Raw genomic sequence first — 18,571 nt, forward strand, 5'->3', positions numbered from 1 at the left:
AATTAATACTCGGCTATGGGTATTTTCCTGAGCAAGATAATTAAAAATGTAGGGAGTAATGAATGAGTTTGGCACAACATGATACGATCCACCCTCAGTTGATCTTAGGTGATGCCCTTCCAGCGGCAATTGAATCAAGTGGAAATGCCCAGCATTTGTATGTATCGCTGTCCGACATTATTTTAGATTCGTTGTTTTATCATCCTTCGATTGAGCAACATTTTGCGAATCTAACTGAACTTGAACAAGGCTCTTTGCAATCCATTCTTGATGACAAAGCGGTGGCGGAGCATTTTACGTCAACCATTGTTGATAGAGTCGTGGCAGCGGTTCAAAAAAATCACACTACGATTCGTGTCTGTTTGAGTGATGCAGATAGTTACACTTATAAAGCGTTGATCGGTGGAAGTGTTGAAACGGATGAAATTAACCCAGCGATGGGAGTGCGTGGCGTATCGCGTTTTTCTTCCAACCAGTATGCAAAAGCGTTTAGTTATGAATGCGCTGTGATCAAGGCATTGCGCAAGCAAGGATTGAACATCGAAATTGTGGTGCCATTTGTTCGAACATTAAGTGATGCGGCTACGATCATTGACCGACTGGCAGAGCAGTCTTTACCTCGGAGTTTAGATGGTTTGAAAGTGCTTTATTCTTGCGATGTTCCATCAGCGGCATTGTTGGCAGAGCGTTTGATGCACTATTTTGATGGTGTGGTGATCAACATCGATAACTTAACACAATACACATTAGGCATTGATAAAGAGAACCCCGAACTTTCCCATTTGTTTAATCCAGAGAGTGAGGCGGTCATCACGCTGCTCGATTTAGCATCAAAAGCGGCACGTCATGCGAATAAGCCGATTTTGGTCGTTACCCAAGCACTCGCAAGCTATCCAAAGCTACAGGAGCACTTAGCTGAAAGTGTTCAAGCCGATGTTGTGGTAAAAATGTAATGACTTGATTTGGGCGTAGAATAGCTGCGCTCAACCCTAACTTTTTGTAACAACTCATTGACATTTCGCGGCGTATACCTTGAACTGGTCCGACAACCATATTGAAAAGGTCAGGCTTTATGCTCTCCCCATTAACAAAAGCGAATCTTTACTTAAATCTGTTTGGCTTTTTAAAAGTGCCATTGATTTGGTCGTGTAGACCAAAGATTTTAGTGTTAAACGAACGCTCTGTAGAAATTCGAATTCCACTGAAACGCCGCAATAAAAATCATTTAAATAGTATGTATTTTGGTGTATTGGCCGTTGGTGCAGACGTAGCGGGCGGTTTTATGGCAATGCATAAAGCACAACAGCGTGGCTCCAAAGTATCGTTGGCGTTTAAAGCAGTCAGTGCGGAGTTTTTAAAAAGGCCGGAGGCGGATGTTCATTTTCATTGCTATGATGGTCAGCTAATAGACAGTATGCTTGATGAAACTATCGCGACCGGAGAGCGAGTGAATCAGACAGTGAAGATTATCGCAACCTGTCCTTCGTTACACGGTGACGAACCAATGGCGGAATTTCTTCTCACTTTATCGTTAAAGCGCATTAGCAAATAAGTTTGAATAGAACGAGGAATTACTCGCTTAATTTTATCTATTCGCTTAATTCTATTGGTTCAATGTCGACAATCTTATTTCTATTTAAAACAATTTTCCAACGGTAGTAGCGGGGCTCTGCTTTGTGGTTATCTTCTTTGATTATCAAGTTGAGCAAGTGCCGTTTTTCTACGGTCTCTCGACTCACTTGACCACCACTTAACTGATAAATGCGGTTAGAACCTTTGTCCATCAAACGGGTAATCGGGCGTAGATCAATGTGTAAAGTTTCGCGTGTTTCCTCATAGCCGCTCATAAATCGTGAGGTTGACATCGCTGTTTCAGAGCGGTAGTGAAGTACCTGTTCTTCCCTTTGAACAATACGTTTCTTGCGAATTGTTTTGATTCGGTCTGGTAATTTACTCAGGTTGGTATAATCAAGCCACTCAATTTTGTAACCCACAGATTTTCCGGTCGTTGGATCTATATAACGACGCTTCCATTTCGGTTTTCCTTTGCGGATCCAACGCCACAGCATATCGCGTAAATCATCTTTAAATATTTCGCGTAATGCATAGACAAACGACATAGCGATGATAAAGGATGCGGTGATCTCACCCCAATAGTCTCTAGCTGTAATGGCTATAACGGTGACAAACAGCATTACAAGCCCAGTCGCGATGCCTTTAACGGCGCGTTTCATGTTATTACCCAAAGAGGTGACGTGTTCATTTAGCATAATGGGGTGTTCGATTAATCGGCGTAGGAGGCGCATTTTGTTACTCAGCCGAGTGATATCTTCTCCTGCTTTTGCCGAGTTATAGTTGTTAAGCTTACGATGCGCCTGTTCTTTCTCAACCAAGGTAATCAAACGTTCTTTGATGGTTTTGTATTCACCATCACGGTTCATGTGTGCAACAAGAGAGAGAAAATTTTGCTCAGTATACCAAGATAAATAGTTATCAATATTGGCGTAATAACGCTTTAAGTTTTCTTCATAAGGAATGCTACGGCGTAATCTTTTCAAAATATCCAAAGAGAGCTCAATGACGCTATCAACTTCATCTGATGTGACGGTGTCACTCGTTGTATTGAGTTGTACTACAGCTTTATCTAGAGCGATAACATACTGATAAGCAAATAAACTCAAACTTACCCGATATTGAGTGGAAGAGAGATGGCCTCGCTGTGCAAGCCTGCTGTGAACTAAGGGCAGCAAGGTTTCATCGCTGTAATACGCACGCTTTTGGTGGATGAAGCTATAGTAAAAATCAGACTCAGGAAGTATTTCGGGCGTTAAACCTAAATCACCGGGAATGAATAGGTAAATGTCTAGATCAAGTTCTTTGCTCTGAGACATGGCATGTGAAATTTTAAGCGTGATGGTATCTTGCTTATCGACATTAACCAAAGAAAGCTCCTGAAAAAATGCTTATTTTTCCTTTGAATGCAGGAAAGGATAACAGAGATCACGTATAATCTCTGCAAAATTGAGGTGAGACATAGTAAATGATTAACGTTGGTCAAATAAACAGTTTAGAAGTCGTAAAGGTTGCTGATTTCGGCGTGTTTTTGGATGCTGAAGATTTTGGAACCACCTTACTGCCTAAACGATTTACCCCAGATGGGGTTGAATTGGGGCAGAAAATAGACGCATTTTTGTATTTCGATTCAGACAATCAACTTGCCGCGACGACTGAAAAACCGATTGCAAAAGTAGGCGAGTGGGGATTGATGAAAGTACAAGGTGTGAATAGCACTGGTGTTTTTGTTGACTGGGGATTGAAAGGTAAAGATTTATTGGTGCCTTACAGCGAACAGCGTGCTCGTTTTAAAGAAGGACAAATGATTTTAGTGTATGTCTACACCGATAAGGCTTCCGGCCGTATCGTAGGCACAACAAAATTCAACAAGTGGCTGGATAAAACGCCTGCAAACTATACGCAGAATCAGCAAGTTGATCTGTTAATTGCAGAACACTCAGAACTCGGGTACAAGGCCATCATCAATGGTGAGCACTGGGGGATGATTTTCCCATCAGATGTGTTTGGTAAACTGTTTATTGGTAAGATCTTAAAAGGCTACATCAAAAATATCCGTGAAGATGGAAAAATTGATCTAGCGCTGCAAAAAATTGGCGTAGCCAAAATGGATGAGTTAAGCACTAAAATCATTGAGTTACTTGAGAAAAAGGGTGGTTTTCTTCCATTAAGTGATAAATCGACACCAGAAGCCATTTTTTCGATGTTCCGCACCAGCAAAGGGACCTTTAAAAAGAGCATTGGTGGTTTGTATAAGCAAGGTAAAATTACCATTGCTGAAGATGGGATTCATCTTGTATAGCTGAGGCGTTTAGGCTCTGTTGCAATCTATTTCCTTTAACAATTAAAAAAAGGCCCAAAACTTTTCTGTTTTCGGGCCTAGGGGGAAATGGCCCTTTCGAGCCCGCACTAATCATTTAAATAGTCGTATTTGTGCTTCCCTATGATTATAGTTGTTATTGCTGGAATTGTGCGTCTTTTCTAGTTTTTCATTCTATAGTTTTGGGTTTTAGAACAGATTTTTATCTTTAACCAACTCTCTTGGTAAGCCATTTTTTATGCGGTTTCCTACCCATTTTCCTAGCCCAATCACATCGTTACCGAGTTTTACCAGCACTCCGCCAGTGCCAGTTTGCGGTGCTGGTCTGACATCCCTGCCCATGTACCAATCTCGCGCTTCTTCAATCGATAGTGTGACGCAGTTTGATTCGTTACCAGTCGCTAACGATGTAGCGACTTGATGTTGCCAGCGATAACCTTTTTTATGTGTTTCAGCGATTTTTATCCCCATTCGTGAGAAGCGAAAATCACCGAGCATAGGTTCCAGTGCGTTTGGAAATAACCATACATCATTATCTCGTAGCCAGACACTGGTATCATCGGGTATTCCAACTTCAAGCGTTTTCATGAGTTGCTCTGCGATCTCTTGTGCGAGTTTAAGGTTGGCTTTCGTAAAAGGAAATTGACCTAAGCGTTTTTTGACTTCAGGGTGGGGTACAGAGCTAAGTTTACGGATTTTCGCAACAAAAAAACCCTCACAATCATAGGTTTGAGGGAATATATGCAAGAACCCTTCATCTGTAATCGCTGCTTTTGCATCCTCAAACAATGAGCTAAGGGAAACAAATTCAACGGATTGTGGATATTTTTCTTTTAGATGCAAGCACACTTGTTGGTTCTCTTCTGTGCTCAATGTACAGGTTGAGTAGACCATCACACCGCCTGGCTTTAAAGCTTGAAACGCACTTTCAATCAAATCTTTTTGTGTCGCAGCAATCGACAATACAGATTCTTTGCTCCAGTTTTTCATCGCATCAGGATCTTTACGAATGGTTCCTTCTCCTGAGCATGGAGCATCTATTAACACCGCATCAAATTGTTCCGGTAACCAACCGCCAAAGACTCGACCATCAAAATTGCTCAGTGCACTGTTACGCACACCGCAGCGTTCGATATTAGCATGCAGCACTTTGACACGGCTGGCTGAAAATTCGTTAGCGACTAATACGCCTTTATTTTCCATACACGCCGCAATTTGTGTTGTTTTTGAACCCGGAGCCGCCGCCATGTCGAGTACTGAATTGAACGATTCACCGCCGGTGAAAAGAGCGGATACTGGCATCATAGAACTGGCTTCTTGAATATAAAAAAGCCCTGCCATATGTTCGGCTGTGTTACCTAAAGGTACGACAGACTCGTCGGCTTCAATCCAAAAACCCGTATTACACCAAGGCACTGGTGATAAAACCCAACCTTTTTCAGCGGCGCGTTGACAAAAGCTATCGACAGAGATTTTTAGCGTGTTGACTCGGATACTTTTACGCAAAGGACGCTGGCAAGCCGCAATAAAATCACTCATCGTTAGGTGAGTGGGCAGTATCGCTTCAATTGTCGCAAGAAAGGGTTCGGGTAGGGTTATATTGGCGTGCAAAGCAGTATCTCGTCTGGGAGTTGAGGGCGGATTATATAAGAATCATGGTGAGATCAAAATAATAAAAAATGCAGCCGATCAGCTGCATTGTAAAGAACCAAGGCAAAACCTTTAAGGTTTTGGTATGGCTGTTCGCCATTGGCGCCATTCTGGTTTGGCTTCAGGATATAAGTAAAATGCTTGGCCTTGTTTAGCGATAGGTTGTAGCTGTTTTTGCTCTGGAGTGGCAAATGTAATTCCGCCTTTCATGATGCTATCTAACGTGCCTGCTTTTATATTTGCACCAGATAAACCGATGGATACATCGATACCAGAAGTGTTCCAAAATACGCTATTGCTGCGAACCAAATAAGCAAACTCTTTTTGGATCTCAATGGTGAACATGACACGGTCTGCAAAGTCTCCTAGGGCAACATGAGTGACTCTGCCCACTTCCATTTCACGGTAGAGAACAGGGCTACCTTCAGTCACTGATCCTCGTGTTTCACTTTGTAAGGTGAATTCAATGCCGAGTATTTGTTGTGGCTGTTTTTCTAGTTCAAATTGGTACTGCGCATCGCCAAACCCAGGTTGGACCTCAATGCTGGAACTGAGTAAGTTTTGCAGATGTTCAACACCATTGAAGCCAATCTTAGTTTTCGCTACCCAAAAGTGAGAGCCATTTCTGGCAATGCCTAATGCGTAGCTAGGCTCAATTCTCGCTTGGAGTGTAACTTGGTTTGTCTTGAAATCGGGTGTTACAGAAACAACCTCTCCCACAGTGATATTGTTATATTTGATGGATGTTCCTAGCGTAATGCCAAAGGATGCGTCAGCCGTTAAAATGATTTCTTGGCCCGCCTTACGTGCTTGATCGTAGCTGTCATAGAGCTTCCACAAGTTCTGATCTTTGTTATCAATACCTTGCAACGAATCAAATGCAATGCCTCCTTGAATTAAGGTTTTTAAAGGAGCAGCTTTGACTTTTACGCCTGCAAGTGTTGCATTAATTTCGATGCCAGAACGGTTCCAAAAAACAGTTTGATTCGTAATCAGATGGCGATATTGATTCTCTATTTTGACCTCGATTTTCACACCTTCTTTAGTGAGCTTAAAGCCAAAGACACTGCCGACTTGAAGGTTACGGTATAGGAGCGGGCTACCCGGATTGATGGGAGGAAGCTCGTCGGCAAAAAGAGTCAGTGTTTGTGAGCCGCTTTGATTATATTTGGCAAGCTCAGCTAAGGATTTACTTTGATATAGCGGGTATTCATTATTCGCATTTTCAGCGCCTTCGCTGATGAAACTGATTGAGCCGGCGAGCAGTTGTTTGGCAGGAGGGATCGAAACATTAAGGCCTGATTCGGTGAGCTCTGCGGTGGCAGAGCCTGTAATGTAAAAACGATTCTGTGAGCGTATGAGTGGTGAGTACTCTTCATCAATCAGCGTATTGAGCACAACACTGTCTTGCTGCAACTTTACGCCAATTACTGAACCTACCGCGATACCTCGATACAAAATCTGGCTGCCCACATCTAAGCCATATGAGCTTTCAGCTGTAAGCTTGATAGCAATCGATTTTGCTTGTGATTGATTAAATTCAAATTGGCGAATTGCAGTGAAACTTCTGGCCTTTTCGCCCTTGCCAGGAATGAGTGTCAAGTAATTCCCTTTGATCAAATTACCGATGTTCTCAACTCCAGAGAGTGAGACTTTGGCCTCTTCCAACACAAAACGGCTTCCCGAATTGAGCATATCGCTAAAAGCCGGTTGGATTGCGGCTGAGGCGATGATCTGTTGGTGACTTTTACTGAGCTGCAATTCAGTGATTTGGCCAACTTCTATTCCTCGGTAAATAATGGGGGCACCGGTTTGGTTAATATTATGCTGATCGGGTAGGGTGATTTTCACTGGGATACCACGTCCTGCGGTTTTTAAATCGCGATAGAGACTAAATTGGGTATTTTGTTCAACAGGCTCCCCACCGTCTGGTGAATCGACGGCAATTGAACCACCGATTAATGCACTTAAACTTTCTAAGCGGACGTCAACACCTTCAAAGCCAATGCTTGCACCAACACCACTGACATTCCAAAAACGGCTTTCATTGGTAATAATGTGTCGATACTCGTCTTTTATCGAGGCTTGAATGAGTACCGACTTTGCATCGTCATCGAGTTTGTAGTTAAACACTTCACCAATCGGAATTTTTTTATAGACGATTTGTGAGCCAACAGAAATACCTCCGAGATCGCGAGCCTTTAGAGAAATGATAAGCCCTTGATTAGGCAGTAGATCAGAAGGTGCACCATCTAAAGCACTAAACACTTTATCGTGTTCAACTGAACTATTTTCGTTACCCGGTTGAATCGCAATATAGTTTCCTGAAACCAACGCATCTAAACCTGAAACGCCAGACAGACTGGCCGTTGGCTTCACTAACCAAAAGCGGGTATTGTCATTGAGTAACTGAGTAGCTTCTGGATAAATATCGGCTTCCACATAGATGTTTTCTAATCCTTCGGACAGTTTAATATCTCTTACCATGCCGACTTCGAGCCCTTGGTAGCGAATGGTTGTTCGCCCTGCGACTAAGCCTTGTGCGTCCGAAAAATAGATCTGGATTCGTTCGCCAGCATCGTGAATGGCTTTAACGACTAACCAACCTGCGAGCGCCATGGTGAGTATGGGCAGTATCCACAAAGGTGAGATGCCCCTGTTTCGCTTAACATCGGGAGTGTATGAGGGCTGGCTTGAAATGTGTTTACTCATGTGAAGGCTCGTTTTGGTCTGCGATTTCTGGGTAATTATCCCAGATGAGTCTTGGGTCCATACTTTCCGTGGCGAGCATGGTGAGTACAACCACCAAGCCAAAAGCAACGGCTCCATAACCGGGAGTGAAGTCGAGAATTTGACCGCGATCAACCAGTGTCAACATAATTGAGATGACAAACAGATCCATTACCGACCATTTGCCGATCCATTTAATCGCGAAATAAATGTTCATTCTCTGACGGTGGTAAACCGTTCGCTTAAATTTAATCGCCAATAATAGATAGGTCAGGCCGAATATTTTTACAATAGGCACAATTATACTGGCGACAAAAATGATGATTGCAATCCCGACCATACCGCTATTAATCAGTGACGCAACACCAGAAAAGATGGTGTCTTCTAATCGCCGTCCGTTGGTAATTAAAATCGATATTGGAATCAGGTTCGCGGGGAAAATAGCGATACTGGCTGCAATTAAATAGGCCCAAGTTCGTTGTATCGAGTTGGGCTTCCGGTGATATAATTTTTGCGCGCAACGCACGCAGTGCGTATTTTCTGGTTGTGAAAGATGGCAATGGTGGCAATGCACCTCTTTACGCTCGAAGGCATATTGATTCTCTGGCTGCCACGCTTGCCAATAGCGCCTTACGCTAACTCGAGTCGCTAACAATACGGTTGCCAGTTGCAGCAAGACTAAACCATACAACCCCACACCGATAAAAATGTCGGAATAATCTTGAAGTTTAAAACAAGATACCGCCACGCTGACTAAAAAAACATCGAGCATTACCCACGCTTTTAATCGCTGAATAATGATCAGTGAGCCACGCAGTAGATGAAACCATCGATAACGCAAGGCGATATGAGCGGTCACTACGGAACCACACACTAAAAGTGGCGCAATAGAGCTGCAAAATAGCACCAATAAAGCGAGCGCTCCAAAGCCCTCTTCAGCCAGCGCAAAGACACCGGATGGCAAGGTGGCGGGGATCATCACCCCAACCAAGCGAATATTGATGAATTCAAAAAAATGAGAGGGGATAAACAGTAACAAGCAAGTGATGGCAACGGCTAAATCCCCAGACAAAGAGAAAGACCCACCACGGTACAGCTGGGTACCGCAACGTGGGCAATAGGCACTTTTCCCATGCTCAACCTCGACGAGATCAACGGCCAATTCACAGCCGCGACACAGCCTCACGCCGTTAGGTGATTGTGGATGTTGAATAAGCGCTGAATGTTGAGACAAACAATCATCCTAATTTATTGTTACCCAATCACTAAACGTAGGATTGGAGATTTCCATAAAGGGTCTGATATAACCCATCTTGCTCGACTAATTCTCGATGCGTACCCATTTGACTAACTTGACCATCTTCCAGCACGTAAATCATATCGGCTTGTTTCACAGCCGAAAGGCGGTGCGCAACAATTAAAGTAGTTCGACCCTTCAAAAATCCAGCCAGAGCATTGTGCAATGCCGCTTCAGTTACCGTATCTAACGCGGATGTCGCTTCATCCAAAATAACAAATTTAGGATTGCTCAGTACCATCCGAGCGATGGCTAAACGTTGACGTTGTCCGCCCGACAAGCGAATACCATTTCGGCCAACGAGCGTTTCTAAACCGTCACTGAGATTCGCAGTCACATCATCCAGTTGTGCAATATGCAGCGCTTGCCATAATTCTTCTTCTGCATATTGACCGCCGAGGGTCAAATTATGCCTTAAGGTGTCGTTGAATAGTATAGGTTGTTGTAATACCACGGCAATGTTATCGCGAATAATATCAAAACTTATCTCTTCAGTGGTCGCACCATTAAAACGGATCTGCCCGGAATTGGGCTGATACACACCAATTAACAGTTGGATCAATGTGGATTTCCCACCACCACTTGCGCCAACCAACGCCACTTTTTTACCCGCCGGAATCGTGAGCGAGAGATCGTTGAGCACACTCTTTTCACTATCGTAGGCAAAATTAACGTGAGAAACCTCAACATCGACCTGGCGGTTATCTGTGAATGGGTTAATTTTGCAAATAGGGCGAGGCTCTTCCTCCAGTGCAAGCAGATCATTAATGCGATGGAAGGCCGCCTTTGCACTGTACCAAGAAAATTGAATACTCAGCAGCTCTTGCACTGGGCCTAACATAAACCACAAATAACCGAAAACGGCGAAAATTTGCCCTATGGTCAAATCGCTAAAGACCACCATCAGCATCGCGACCGCTCTAAATAGCTCAAAACCAAGTAAAAACAGGAGAAATGAGACGCGCCCTGCAGCCTCTGATTGCCATGCATATTTGTCTGCATTCTGTCGGACTTGGTTGGCTTGCTGTTTGAGTTCATTGAGAAACTCTCGCTCTTTATTAGCGGCACGCAATTGATAAATGCCATCTAATGTTTCGACTAGCCGATTTTGAAAACGTTCATACGCTTGGTTTTCTCGCTTTTTCAGATGTTTGACTTTGCTTCCGAGTTTACGTGAAAAGTAAATCACAATCGGGTTGACCAATAAAATAAACAGCCCTAAACGCCACTCAAGCCAGAGTAGAACACCTGCTGTGCCTAACACGGTCAGTAGGCTGATGATAAATTTACTGAGTGTGCCACCTATGAATTGATCAATGGTTTCGATGTCGGTGACCAAGTGAGCATTAATTCCACCACTGCCTTTGGTTTCGTACTGCCTGATACTGATCCGTCCTAATTTATCAATCATTTTGCAGCGCATTTGGTAAGTGATGGTTTTGGACACCAAAGTAAACTGACGGCTTTGAAGTATGTTGAGCGCTTGGCTGACGCTACGCATCAAGACCACTAGCAATAACGTGAGCGCAATATAGCCTGTTGGGTTTTGCATCGACGTAGGCAGAATAGTGTTCATCATCGCCAAACCAGAAGCGGGTTTATTCAGCAGAACTTCGTCGACCATTAATGGCATTAATAGTGGAATAGGGACGCTAACCAGCGTTGCAATAACCGCGATCGCATTGGCAAATAGAAGTGTAGGTCGATGTTTTTTTACTTGTTTTATTACCCAAGAGCGGCTAATAGTGTCATTGGAATTAGTCATTATGATGAGAATGCATCCTATTTATCGTGTGAGAAATTGTACGCTGTTCAAAAATAGATGTCTTCCGTTTTCAAAAGGTCGTTGAGTTTATATGAACATAGAAGAATACCGCCGTCTTACCAAGCAGGCGGTGGCACTGGTTGAATCTGAAACGGATTTAATCGCTAATCTTGCCAATTTGAGCGCCTTATTTAACATGGAGCTTGAAGATCTTAACTGGGTGGGTTTTTACCTAATAAAAGAAGAGCAACTGGTTCTCGGTCCCTTTCAAGGAAAACCAGCCTGTGTACGCATCCCCTTAGGAAAAGGTGTGTGTGGTACAGCGGCGGCGACTAACCGTATACAACGTGTTTATGATGTCCATGAGTTTGCTGGTCACATTGCTTGCGATGCTGCGAGCAATTCTGAGTTGGTGGTGCCATTTTCTATCAATGGCCAAGTGGTGGGAGTATTGGATATCGATAGCCCAACAATTGGCCGTTTTTCTGAAATTGATGAGAAAGGGGTAACAGAATTAATGATTGAGATAGAAAAGCTGCTCAATTCACACGCTAACAAGGCATAAATTGGTCATTGCCTGTGGTTTTTCGCATTTAGGTCACTATAATACCGGACATATTTATCTTAATGCCTCGCGGAAAGACCGCATAAACCAGGAATCCTCATGGAAAACACTGAAAAGTTAAAAAACAGCAAAGAAGTTATTGCGTACATTGCTGAATGTTTCCCTAAGTGCTTTACTTTAGAAGGTGAAGCAAAGCCTCTGAAAATTGGTATTTTTCAAGATCTTGCTGAACGCCTAAACGAAGACTCAAAAGTAAGCAAAACACAGCTACGTGCTGCGTTAAGACAATACACGTCGTCATGGCGTTATCTACATGGTGTTAAACTTGGTGCAACTCGTGTTGACCTTGATGGGAACCCATGTGGTGAGTTAGAAGAAGAACATGTAGAGCACGCACAAGCTGCATTGGCAGAAAGCAAAGCTCGAGTACAGGCTCGTCGTAAAGAGCAAGGACAAAAAGCCCGCGAAGAAGCAAAAGCGAAGCAACCAAAAGCGAAAAAGCCTCAAGCACAAGCTCGTCGTCCTCAAGTGAAAGCGCCAGCAGTTGAAAAACCTGTCGAGACGCGCGCTTTAAATGCTGATGAAATGATCACTGGCAAGCAAGTGAACGTAAACATGGGTAAAGGAAACATGGCAGCGACCATTGTTGAAGTTAATAAGGAAGATGTGCGCGTTCAACTTGTCAACGGCCTACAAATGGTCGTGAAAGTGGAGCACTTGCGCGCATAAAGGAGAAATCCCTACGCATGAAATGCCGTTCAAAATTAACGTTGATCGCTGCTGGCCTATGGCTAGCAGCGTCATCCGTTCAGGCTTTAGAAGCCACTCTCAGCAAAGAAGATTTACCTCTTCTTGCCCCAGAAATGCAGCATGAAACGGCGAGTAAGCGTGTGACTTCCCGTTTTACTCGTTCTCATTACAAACACTTCAACTTGAATGACGATTTCTCGCAAGCTATCTTCAATCGTTATCTCGAACTGCTGGACTACAACCGCAATATCTTTACCCAGAGCGATATTGATTCCTTTCATACGTGGTCGACACAACTTGATGATCAACTCAAGGCTGGCAATAACCAAATTGCATTTGATGTTTATAACTTATCAATGCAAAAGCGCTTTGAGCGTTTTCAATATGCGCTTTCTCTGCTCGACAAAGAAATTACATTTGAAGCCGATGAATCGATGGAACTTGACCGCTCAAAAGCGGCTTGGCCGAAAGATAAAACCGAGCTCGATAAGTTATGGCAGCAACGTGTCAAATATGATGCACTGAACTTAAAGCTTACGGGTAAAGAGTGGCCGGAAATTAAAGAAACGTTAGGCAAGCGTTATAATAACGCGATCAAACGTCTGTCTCAGACCCACAGCGAAGATGTATTTCAGCTTTATATGAATGCTTTTGCGCGTGAAGTTGATCCGCACACCAGTTATCTTTCTCCACGTAATGCCGAGCAGTTCCAATCAGAAATGAATCTTTCATTGGAAGGGATTGGTGCTGTACTGCAAATGACCGACGACTACACTATCATTCGTTCGTTAGTTGCGGGTGGTCCTGCCTCAAATAGCAAGCAGTTGGGTGAAGGCGATCGTATTATTGGTGTGGGCCAAGATGGCAAAGAGATGGTTGATGTTATCGGCTGGCGTTTAGATGATGTCGTACAACTGATCAAAGGCCCGAAAGGCACTAAGGTGAAGTTGCAGGTTTTGCCGGAAGGTAAAGATGCTAAAAGTCACGTTGTCACTATTGTTCGAGATAAAATTCGTTTAGAAGATCGAGCGGTTAAATCACAAATCATCGAGAAAAATGGCAAGAAAATCGGCGTGCTTGAAGTCCCTAGCTTCTATGTCGGTTTAGCGCAAGACACGGACAAATTGCTGACTGAACTGAAGCAGAAAAAAGTGGATGGCGTGATCGTCGATTTGCGTAATAACGGTGGGGGTGCATTAACGGAAGCGACGGCATTATCCGGCTTATTTATTGAAAGTGGCCCGGTTGTGCAAGTTCGCGATAGCTATGGACGAGTAAACGTCAATAGTGACACGGATGGAAAAATCAGTTATCAGGGTCCTATGACGGTATTAGTGAATCGCTACAGCGCATCAGCCTCAGAAATTTTTGCAGCGGCAATGCAAGATTATGGACGAGCGATTATTGTTGGCGAAAACTCATTCGGTAAGGGAACGGTTCAACAGCATCGCTCGTTGAATCATATCTACGACTTGTTTGATAAAGAATTAGGCTACGTTCAATATACGATTCAGAAATTTTATCGTATCGATGGTGGTAGTACGCAGAATAAAGGTGTGGTGCCTGATATTGCGTTACCCACTGCGATTGAAGCAAAAGATACTGGTGAGAGCGTTGAACCTAATGCGCTTCCTTGGGATCAAATTGAGCGAGCTAAATACGACAAGTTACAAGCGAATGAAAAACTGATTGTTAAGTTATCTGCGCAGCATCAAGCTCGTATTGCCAACGATATGGAGTTCGGTTTCATTAACGAGGATATTGCAAAGTATAAAGCGGAGAAAGATGACAACACCATTTTTCTCAATGAATCTGTGCGTAAGCAAGAAAGCGACAAGGCAGATGAATTGCGTTTGGCGCGGATTAACATGCGACAAGCCGTCAATGGTTTGAAACCCTATAAAACCTTGCAAGATGTGCCTAAAGATTATGAAGCTCCAGATGTTTATTTAGAAGAAGCAGTGGCGATCACTGTTGATATGCTAAATTAGCCATCGGTGTTAATAAAAAGCGAGCTTTAGTGCTCGCTTTTTTGATCTTATTTAAACCAAATAAATAACGTGATACAGATCAAATATTTCGCTTTATCGTACAACTGGTTCTAAGCTTAAGAAAAAAGCAAGGAGCGTGTTATGAAATGGATAAGCATCATTTTTACCTGCATTGTTCTTATTAGTACCAGTACGGTACAAGGCAGTGGTATCAGGACGCATCAAGACTTAACTCAGTTTGATCTCCCTTTTTTACTTGGTGATTGGTACCTGCTTAACCCTAATCTCGACAGCTCTTCCGATGACTTCCGTTCCATTAAATTGACCTTGGAATCGAATTATCGCTTTAAGATTGATATTCAAAAGAAAAATTATAATGTGGATCACTGGGAAGGCGAATTTGACGCCAGCGATAGCACCTTGATTTTGGGTCTCAATTCATCACAACCTCAAGTCTACCAATACCAAGTGAATCATAACATGCTCAACTTAAACGGCATTATCTTCACTAAAGCTTTATCAAATGCGTTGGCTGGGGTGTGGTCTAGTAAACGAATATTTGGTGAAGATGCGATAGCAACCGATATTAGCCAACTTGATCTCGTTTTACAGCCGGATTTTGTGTTTATGTTCAAAGTGAGTGGTGCCAATGGTAACGAATCGATCCATAAAGGTGTCTATTACACTGAAGGTGATCATTTGGTGCTCCTTTATGAAGACGGAGAGCATGATACTCGCTATACGCTTGTTAGTGACATGTTAACATTGGAAGTGGAAAATGGTTCTATGTCGGCTGTTTTAGCGCGAGTTCATCAGTAGTCTTGCAATCTTCTATCATAAGAAAGGCTGTGAGTGAAATCTGTTGATATATGAGTAAATTGTCAGCGCCATAGCGAGGTATTTGCCTAAAATACCTCGTTTTTCGTTTTGAGGGGTTGTTATTAATAGTAACAAGCCTTAGATCTATAGCCATCTTACTGAATGTTTATCAAAAACGTCACATTCCACTCTGTCAACAAGGATTCCGACATGGCTCATACACCTCAAGCCAAGTATCGCAAAAATTATCAATCTCCATCACATACCATTATGGATCTCGAATTAATATTCGATCTCTTTGATACCAACACCACCGTGACTGCCGTTTCTCACGTTAAGCAGCAAAAAGAGAGTAACCAATTGGTGCTGGATGGTGAAAACCTTGAGCTGAAATCGCTCAAAGTGAATGGCATCGAATGGCAAGATTTTCAGCTGCTTGAGACAGGGCTTTCGCTCTCATCACTACCTCAAGAGTTTGAATTGGAGATCGTGACACTGATTAACCCAGAAGCGAATACCGCATTAGAAGGGTTGTACAAATCGGGTGGTGCGTTCTGTACTCAGTGTGAAGCGGAAGGCTTCCGCCGCATCACTTACTTCCTCGATCGTCCAGACGTTCTTGCAAAATACACAACGACCGTGATTGCTGACAAAAAAGATTACCCATTTTTATTAAGTAACGGTAACCGTATCGAACATGGGGATCTCGCAGAAGGGCGTCATTGGGTGAAGTGGCAAGATCCACATCCGAAACCTGCTTACTTATTTGCTCTCGTTGCGGGTGATTTTGACGTATTACGTGATCAATATAAAACCAAGTCTGGTCGCGATGTTGCCCTCGAGATTTTTGTTGATAAAGGTAACCTTGACCGCGCTTCTCACGCAATGACATCACTTATCAACGCAATGAAGTGGGACGAAGAACGCTTCGACTTAGAGTATGATCTCGACATCTACATGATCGTTGCCGTTGACTTTTTCAACATGGGTGCGATGGAGAATAAAGGCCTTAACATCTTTAACTCCAAGTTTGTGTTAGCCAATGAAAAAACCGCTACCGATACTGATTATTTAGGTATTGAAGCGGTGATTGGCCACGAATATTTCCATAACTGGACTGGTAACCGCGTCACTTGTCGTGATTGGTTCCAACTAAGCCTAAAAGAAGGCCTAACGGTATTCCGTGACCAAGAATTTTCGTCTGATTTAGGGTCGAGAGCTGTCAATCGCATTAATAATGTACGCATTATTCGCGGGCCACAATTTGCGGAAGATGCCAGCCCAATGTCACACCCAATTCGTCCCGATAAAGTGATAGAAATGAATAACTTCTATACATTAACTGTCTATGAAAAGGGCAGTGAAGTGATTCGTATGATGCATACGTTATTGGGTGAAACGAATTTCCAAAAAGGGATGAAGCTCTATTTTGAGCGTCATGATGGCACGGCCGCGACCTGCGAAGATTTTGTGGCAGCGGTGGAAGATGCTTCTGGCGTCGATCTTACTCAATTCCGTTTATGGTATAGCCAATCTGGTACACCGATTGTTTCAGTGAGCACTGAATATGACGCACAACAGAAAACCTATGCCTTAACCGTAGAGCAAACAACCGAACCAACGCACGAGCAAAAAGAGAAAGCAGCGCTGCATATTCCTTTTGATGTTGAGTTATACACCGCTCATGGTGATGTAATTGAGTTACAATGTAACGGAAAGCGAATCTCTAATGTACTGAATGTAACACAGGCTAAGCAGACCTTCGTGTTTGAAAATGTGCCAGAGAAACCGATCCCTTCCTTATTGCGCGAATTTTCAGCACCAGTGAAACTGGAGTATGACTACAGTGATGATGAGCTGATCTTCTTGATGGTCAATGCTCGCAACGAATTTGCTCGCTGGGACGCTGGCCAAATGTTGTTAGCCAAATATATCCGTAGCAATGTGTTTGGAGTGCAGTCGGGTAAGGCGGCGGATTTGCCAGAATCGGTAGTTGATGCATTCCGTGGTGTGTTACTGAGTGAGGCTCTAGAGCCTGCTTTTATTGCGGAAATGCTCTCATTACCTAGCCATAATGAGGTTTCTGGTTGGTATAAACGTGTGGATGTTGATGCCATAGCGACCGTACTTAAAGCGATGAAAGTACAGCTTGCTAACGCATTGCAAGACGAGCTCAATGCGGTTTACCACAGTTTAAGACAGACAGCATACAGCATTGAACACAGTGCAATTGGTGAACGAGCATTGCGCAATACTTGCCTTGCTTATTTAGCTTATACCGACCAAGGCAATGATTTGTTGCTGGCTCAGTATCACAGCGCCAGCAACATGACTGACACCATCGCCGCTATGAGCGCTGCGAATAGTGCACAGCTTATGTGCCGTCAAGCACTGATGGATGATTACAGCAATAAATGGAAACACGATGGATTGGTGATGGATAAATGGTTTGCACTACAAGGGACTAACCCCGCGCCAAGTGTTTTGGATACCATTCAACAAACCATGAAACATGAAGCATTTAGCTTAAAAAATCCAAATCGTACGCGCAGCTTGATTGGTTCATTCCTCAGCGCAAATCCGGTTCATTTCCATGCCAAATCGGGTGAGGGATACCGTTTTGCAGGACAGATATTGCGTGAACTCAATGATAGTAACCCCCAAGTTGCGTCGCGTTTAATTGATCCTTTACTCAAATTCAGGCTCTACGATGAAGCTCGCCAAGCAATGATGAAATCGGAGTTGGAGAGTTTGAAGTCAATGGAGAATTTAGCTCGAGATCTGTTTGAAAAAGTGACGAAAGCACTCGAATCTTAATGATCTGAATTCTATTCAGAGCGAGGGGATGAATACGTCTCCTCGCTCTATTTTGGTTAACAGCTATGAAGCAATATTATTTTACTCTCAACATTTCCTATCAAACTTACTTAGCGCACTATTCTGGCGTAGCAAGCTCTGTACAAGTCTACACAGATCAGGGTTTACGTCTTCAGCTACCAGCGTCTCGATTTCGTCCATTTCTTAGTCAAATTGGATTAAAAGGTCGATTTCGGCTGACAACTGACCAAAATAATAAGTTTGTAAAGTTAGAAACTCTGTGAAGGGTTGATTT

14 protein-coding genes are annotated in these 18,571 nt (G+C 43.3%); 9 read left to right on the top strand and 5 right to left on the bottom strand.

What is annotated here, in order from left to right:
• The first annotated feature begins 62 nt into the window (after window positions 1–62).
• Together CCZ37_RS06260 and CCZ37_RS06265 are read left to right on the top strand one after the other, a co-directional pair.
• Window positions 63–953, top strand: coding sequence for a putative PEP-binding protein (locus CCZ37_RS06260; RefSeq protein ID WP_010319067.1), 891 nt, complete (start codon window positions 63–65; stop codon window positions 951–953).
• Between the two features lie 119 nt (window positions 954–1,072).
• On the top strand, window positions 1,073–1,552 hold the full coding sequence (locus CCZ37_RS06265; RefSeq protein ID WP_010319068.1) for a PaaI family thioesterase: 480 nt from the start codon (window positions 1,073–1,075) through the stop codon (window positions 1,550–1,552).
• A gap of 37 nt (window positions 1,553–1,589) precedes the next feature.
• Here the strand turns inward: CCZ37_RS06265 and CCZ37_RS06270 are convergent, their stop codons facing one another.
• Window positions 1,590–2,942, bottom strand: a complete 1,353-nt coding sequence (locus CCZ37_RS06270) for a hypothetical protein (protein WP_094500045.1) — start codon at window positions 2,940–2,942, stop codon at window positions 1,590–1,592.
• Window positions 2,943–3,040: 98 nt separating this feature from the next.
• Here CCZ37_RS06270 and CCZ37_RS06275 point away from each other — a divergent pair, with 98 nt between their 5' ends.
• Window positions 3,041–3,874 carry a CvfB family protein gene (locus CCZ37_RS06275; protein ID WP_094500046.1) on the top strand — a complete coding sequence of 278 codons (834 nt, stop codon included), beginning with the start codon at window positions 3,041–3,043 and terminating at the stop codon, window positions 3,872–3,874.
• 207 nt (window positions 3,875–4,081) lie between these two features.
• Here the strand turns inward: CCZ37_RS06275 and rsmF are convergent, their stop codons facing one another.
• The 4 genes from rsmF to CCZ37_RS06295 form a co-directional block, all read right to left on the bottom strand.
• Window positions 4,082–5,503, bottom strand: coding sequence for a 16S rRNA (cytosine(1407)-C(5))-methyltransferase RsmF (gene rsmF, locus CCZ37_RS06280; RefSeq protein ID WP_010319071.1), 1,422 nt, complete (start codon window positions 5,501–5,503; stop codon window positions 4,082–4,084).
• 111 nt (window positions 5,504–5,614) lie between these two features.
• Window positions 5,615–8,254 (bottom strand): MlaD family protein, encoded by a 2,640-nt coding sequence (locus CCZ37_RS06285; RefSeq protein ID WP_094500047.1) that lies wholly within the window; start codon window positions 8,252–8,254, stop codon window positions 5,615–5,617.
• A complete protein-coding gene (locus tag CCZ37_RS06290; protein ID WP_094500048.1) occupies window positions 8,247–9,506 on the bottom strand; it encodes a paraquat-inducible protein A in 1,260 nt (419 codons plus the stop codon). Before CCZ37_RS06290 ends, CCZ37_RS06285 begins: the two co-directional genes overlap by 8 nt.
• A gap of 31 nt (window positions 9,507–9,537) precedes the next feature.
• Window positions 9,538–11,334: an ABC transporter ATP-binding protein gene (locus CCZ37_RS06295; protein WP_094500049.1), complete on the bottom strand. Its 1,797-nt coding sequence runs from the start codon at window positions 11,332–11,334 to the stop codon at window positions 9,538–9,540.
• 91 nt (window positions 11,335–11,425) lie between these two features.
• Here CCZ37_RS06295 and CCZ37_RS06300 point away from each other — a divergent pair, with 91 nt between their 5' ends.
• From CCZ37_RS06300 to CCZ37_RS06325, 6 genes are all read left to right on the top strand, one after another.
• Window positions 11,426–11,899: a GAF domain-containing protein gene (locus CCZ37_RS06300; RefSeq protein WP_094500050.1), complete on the top strand. Its 474-nt coding sequence runs from the start codon at window positions 11,426–11,428 to the stop codon at window positions 11,897–11,899.
• 99 nt (window positions 11,900–11,998) lie between these two features.
• Entirely contained in the window at window positions 11,999–12,628 is a 630-nt protein-coding gene (proQ, locus tag CCZ37_RS06305; RefSeq protein WP_010319636.1) for an RNA chaperone ProQ, read from the top strand.
• 17 nt (window positions 12,629–12,645) lie between these two features.
• Window positions 12,646–14,640 (top strand): carboxy terminal-processing peptidase, encoded by a 1,995-nt coding sequence (gene prc, locus CCZ37_RS06310; RefSeq protein ID WP_094500051.1) that lies wholly within the window; start codon window positions 12,646–12,648, stop codon window positions 14,638–14,640.
• 141 nt (window positions 14,641–14,781) lie between these two features.
• Window positions 14,782–15,459, top strand: coding sequence for a hypothetical protein (locus CCZ37_RS06315; protein WP_094500052.1), 678 nt, complete (start codon window positions 14,782–14,784; stop codon window positions 15,457–15,459).
• 210 nt (window positions 15,460–15,669) lie between these two features.
• Window positions 15,670–18,276 (top strand): aminopeptidase N, encoded by a 2,607-nt coding sequence (pepN, locus tag CCZ37_RS06320; RefSeq protein ID WP_094500053.1) that lies wholly within the window; start codon window positions 15,670–15,672, stop codon window positions 18,274–18,276.
• Between the two features lie 65 nt (window positions 18,277–18,341).
• Window positions 18,342–18,560: a DUF2835 domain-containing protein gene (locus CCZ37_RS06325; protein ID WP_010320560.1), complete on the top strand. Its 219-nt coding sequence runs from the start codon at window positions 18,342–18,344 to the stop codon at window positions 18,558–18,560.
• The last annotated feature ends 11 nt before the right edge of the window (window positions 18,561–18,571 follow it).

Origin of the sequence: Vibrio qinghaiensis (assembly GCF_002257545.1) — a bacterium.
In the GTDB taxonomy this organism is placed as follows: domain Bacteria; phylum Pseudomonadota; class Gammaproteobacteria; order Enterobacterales; family Vibrionaceae; genus Vibrio; species Vibrio ordalii.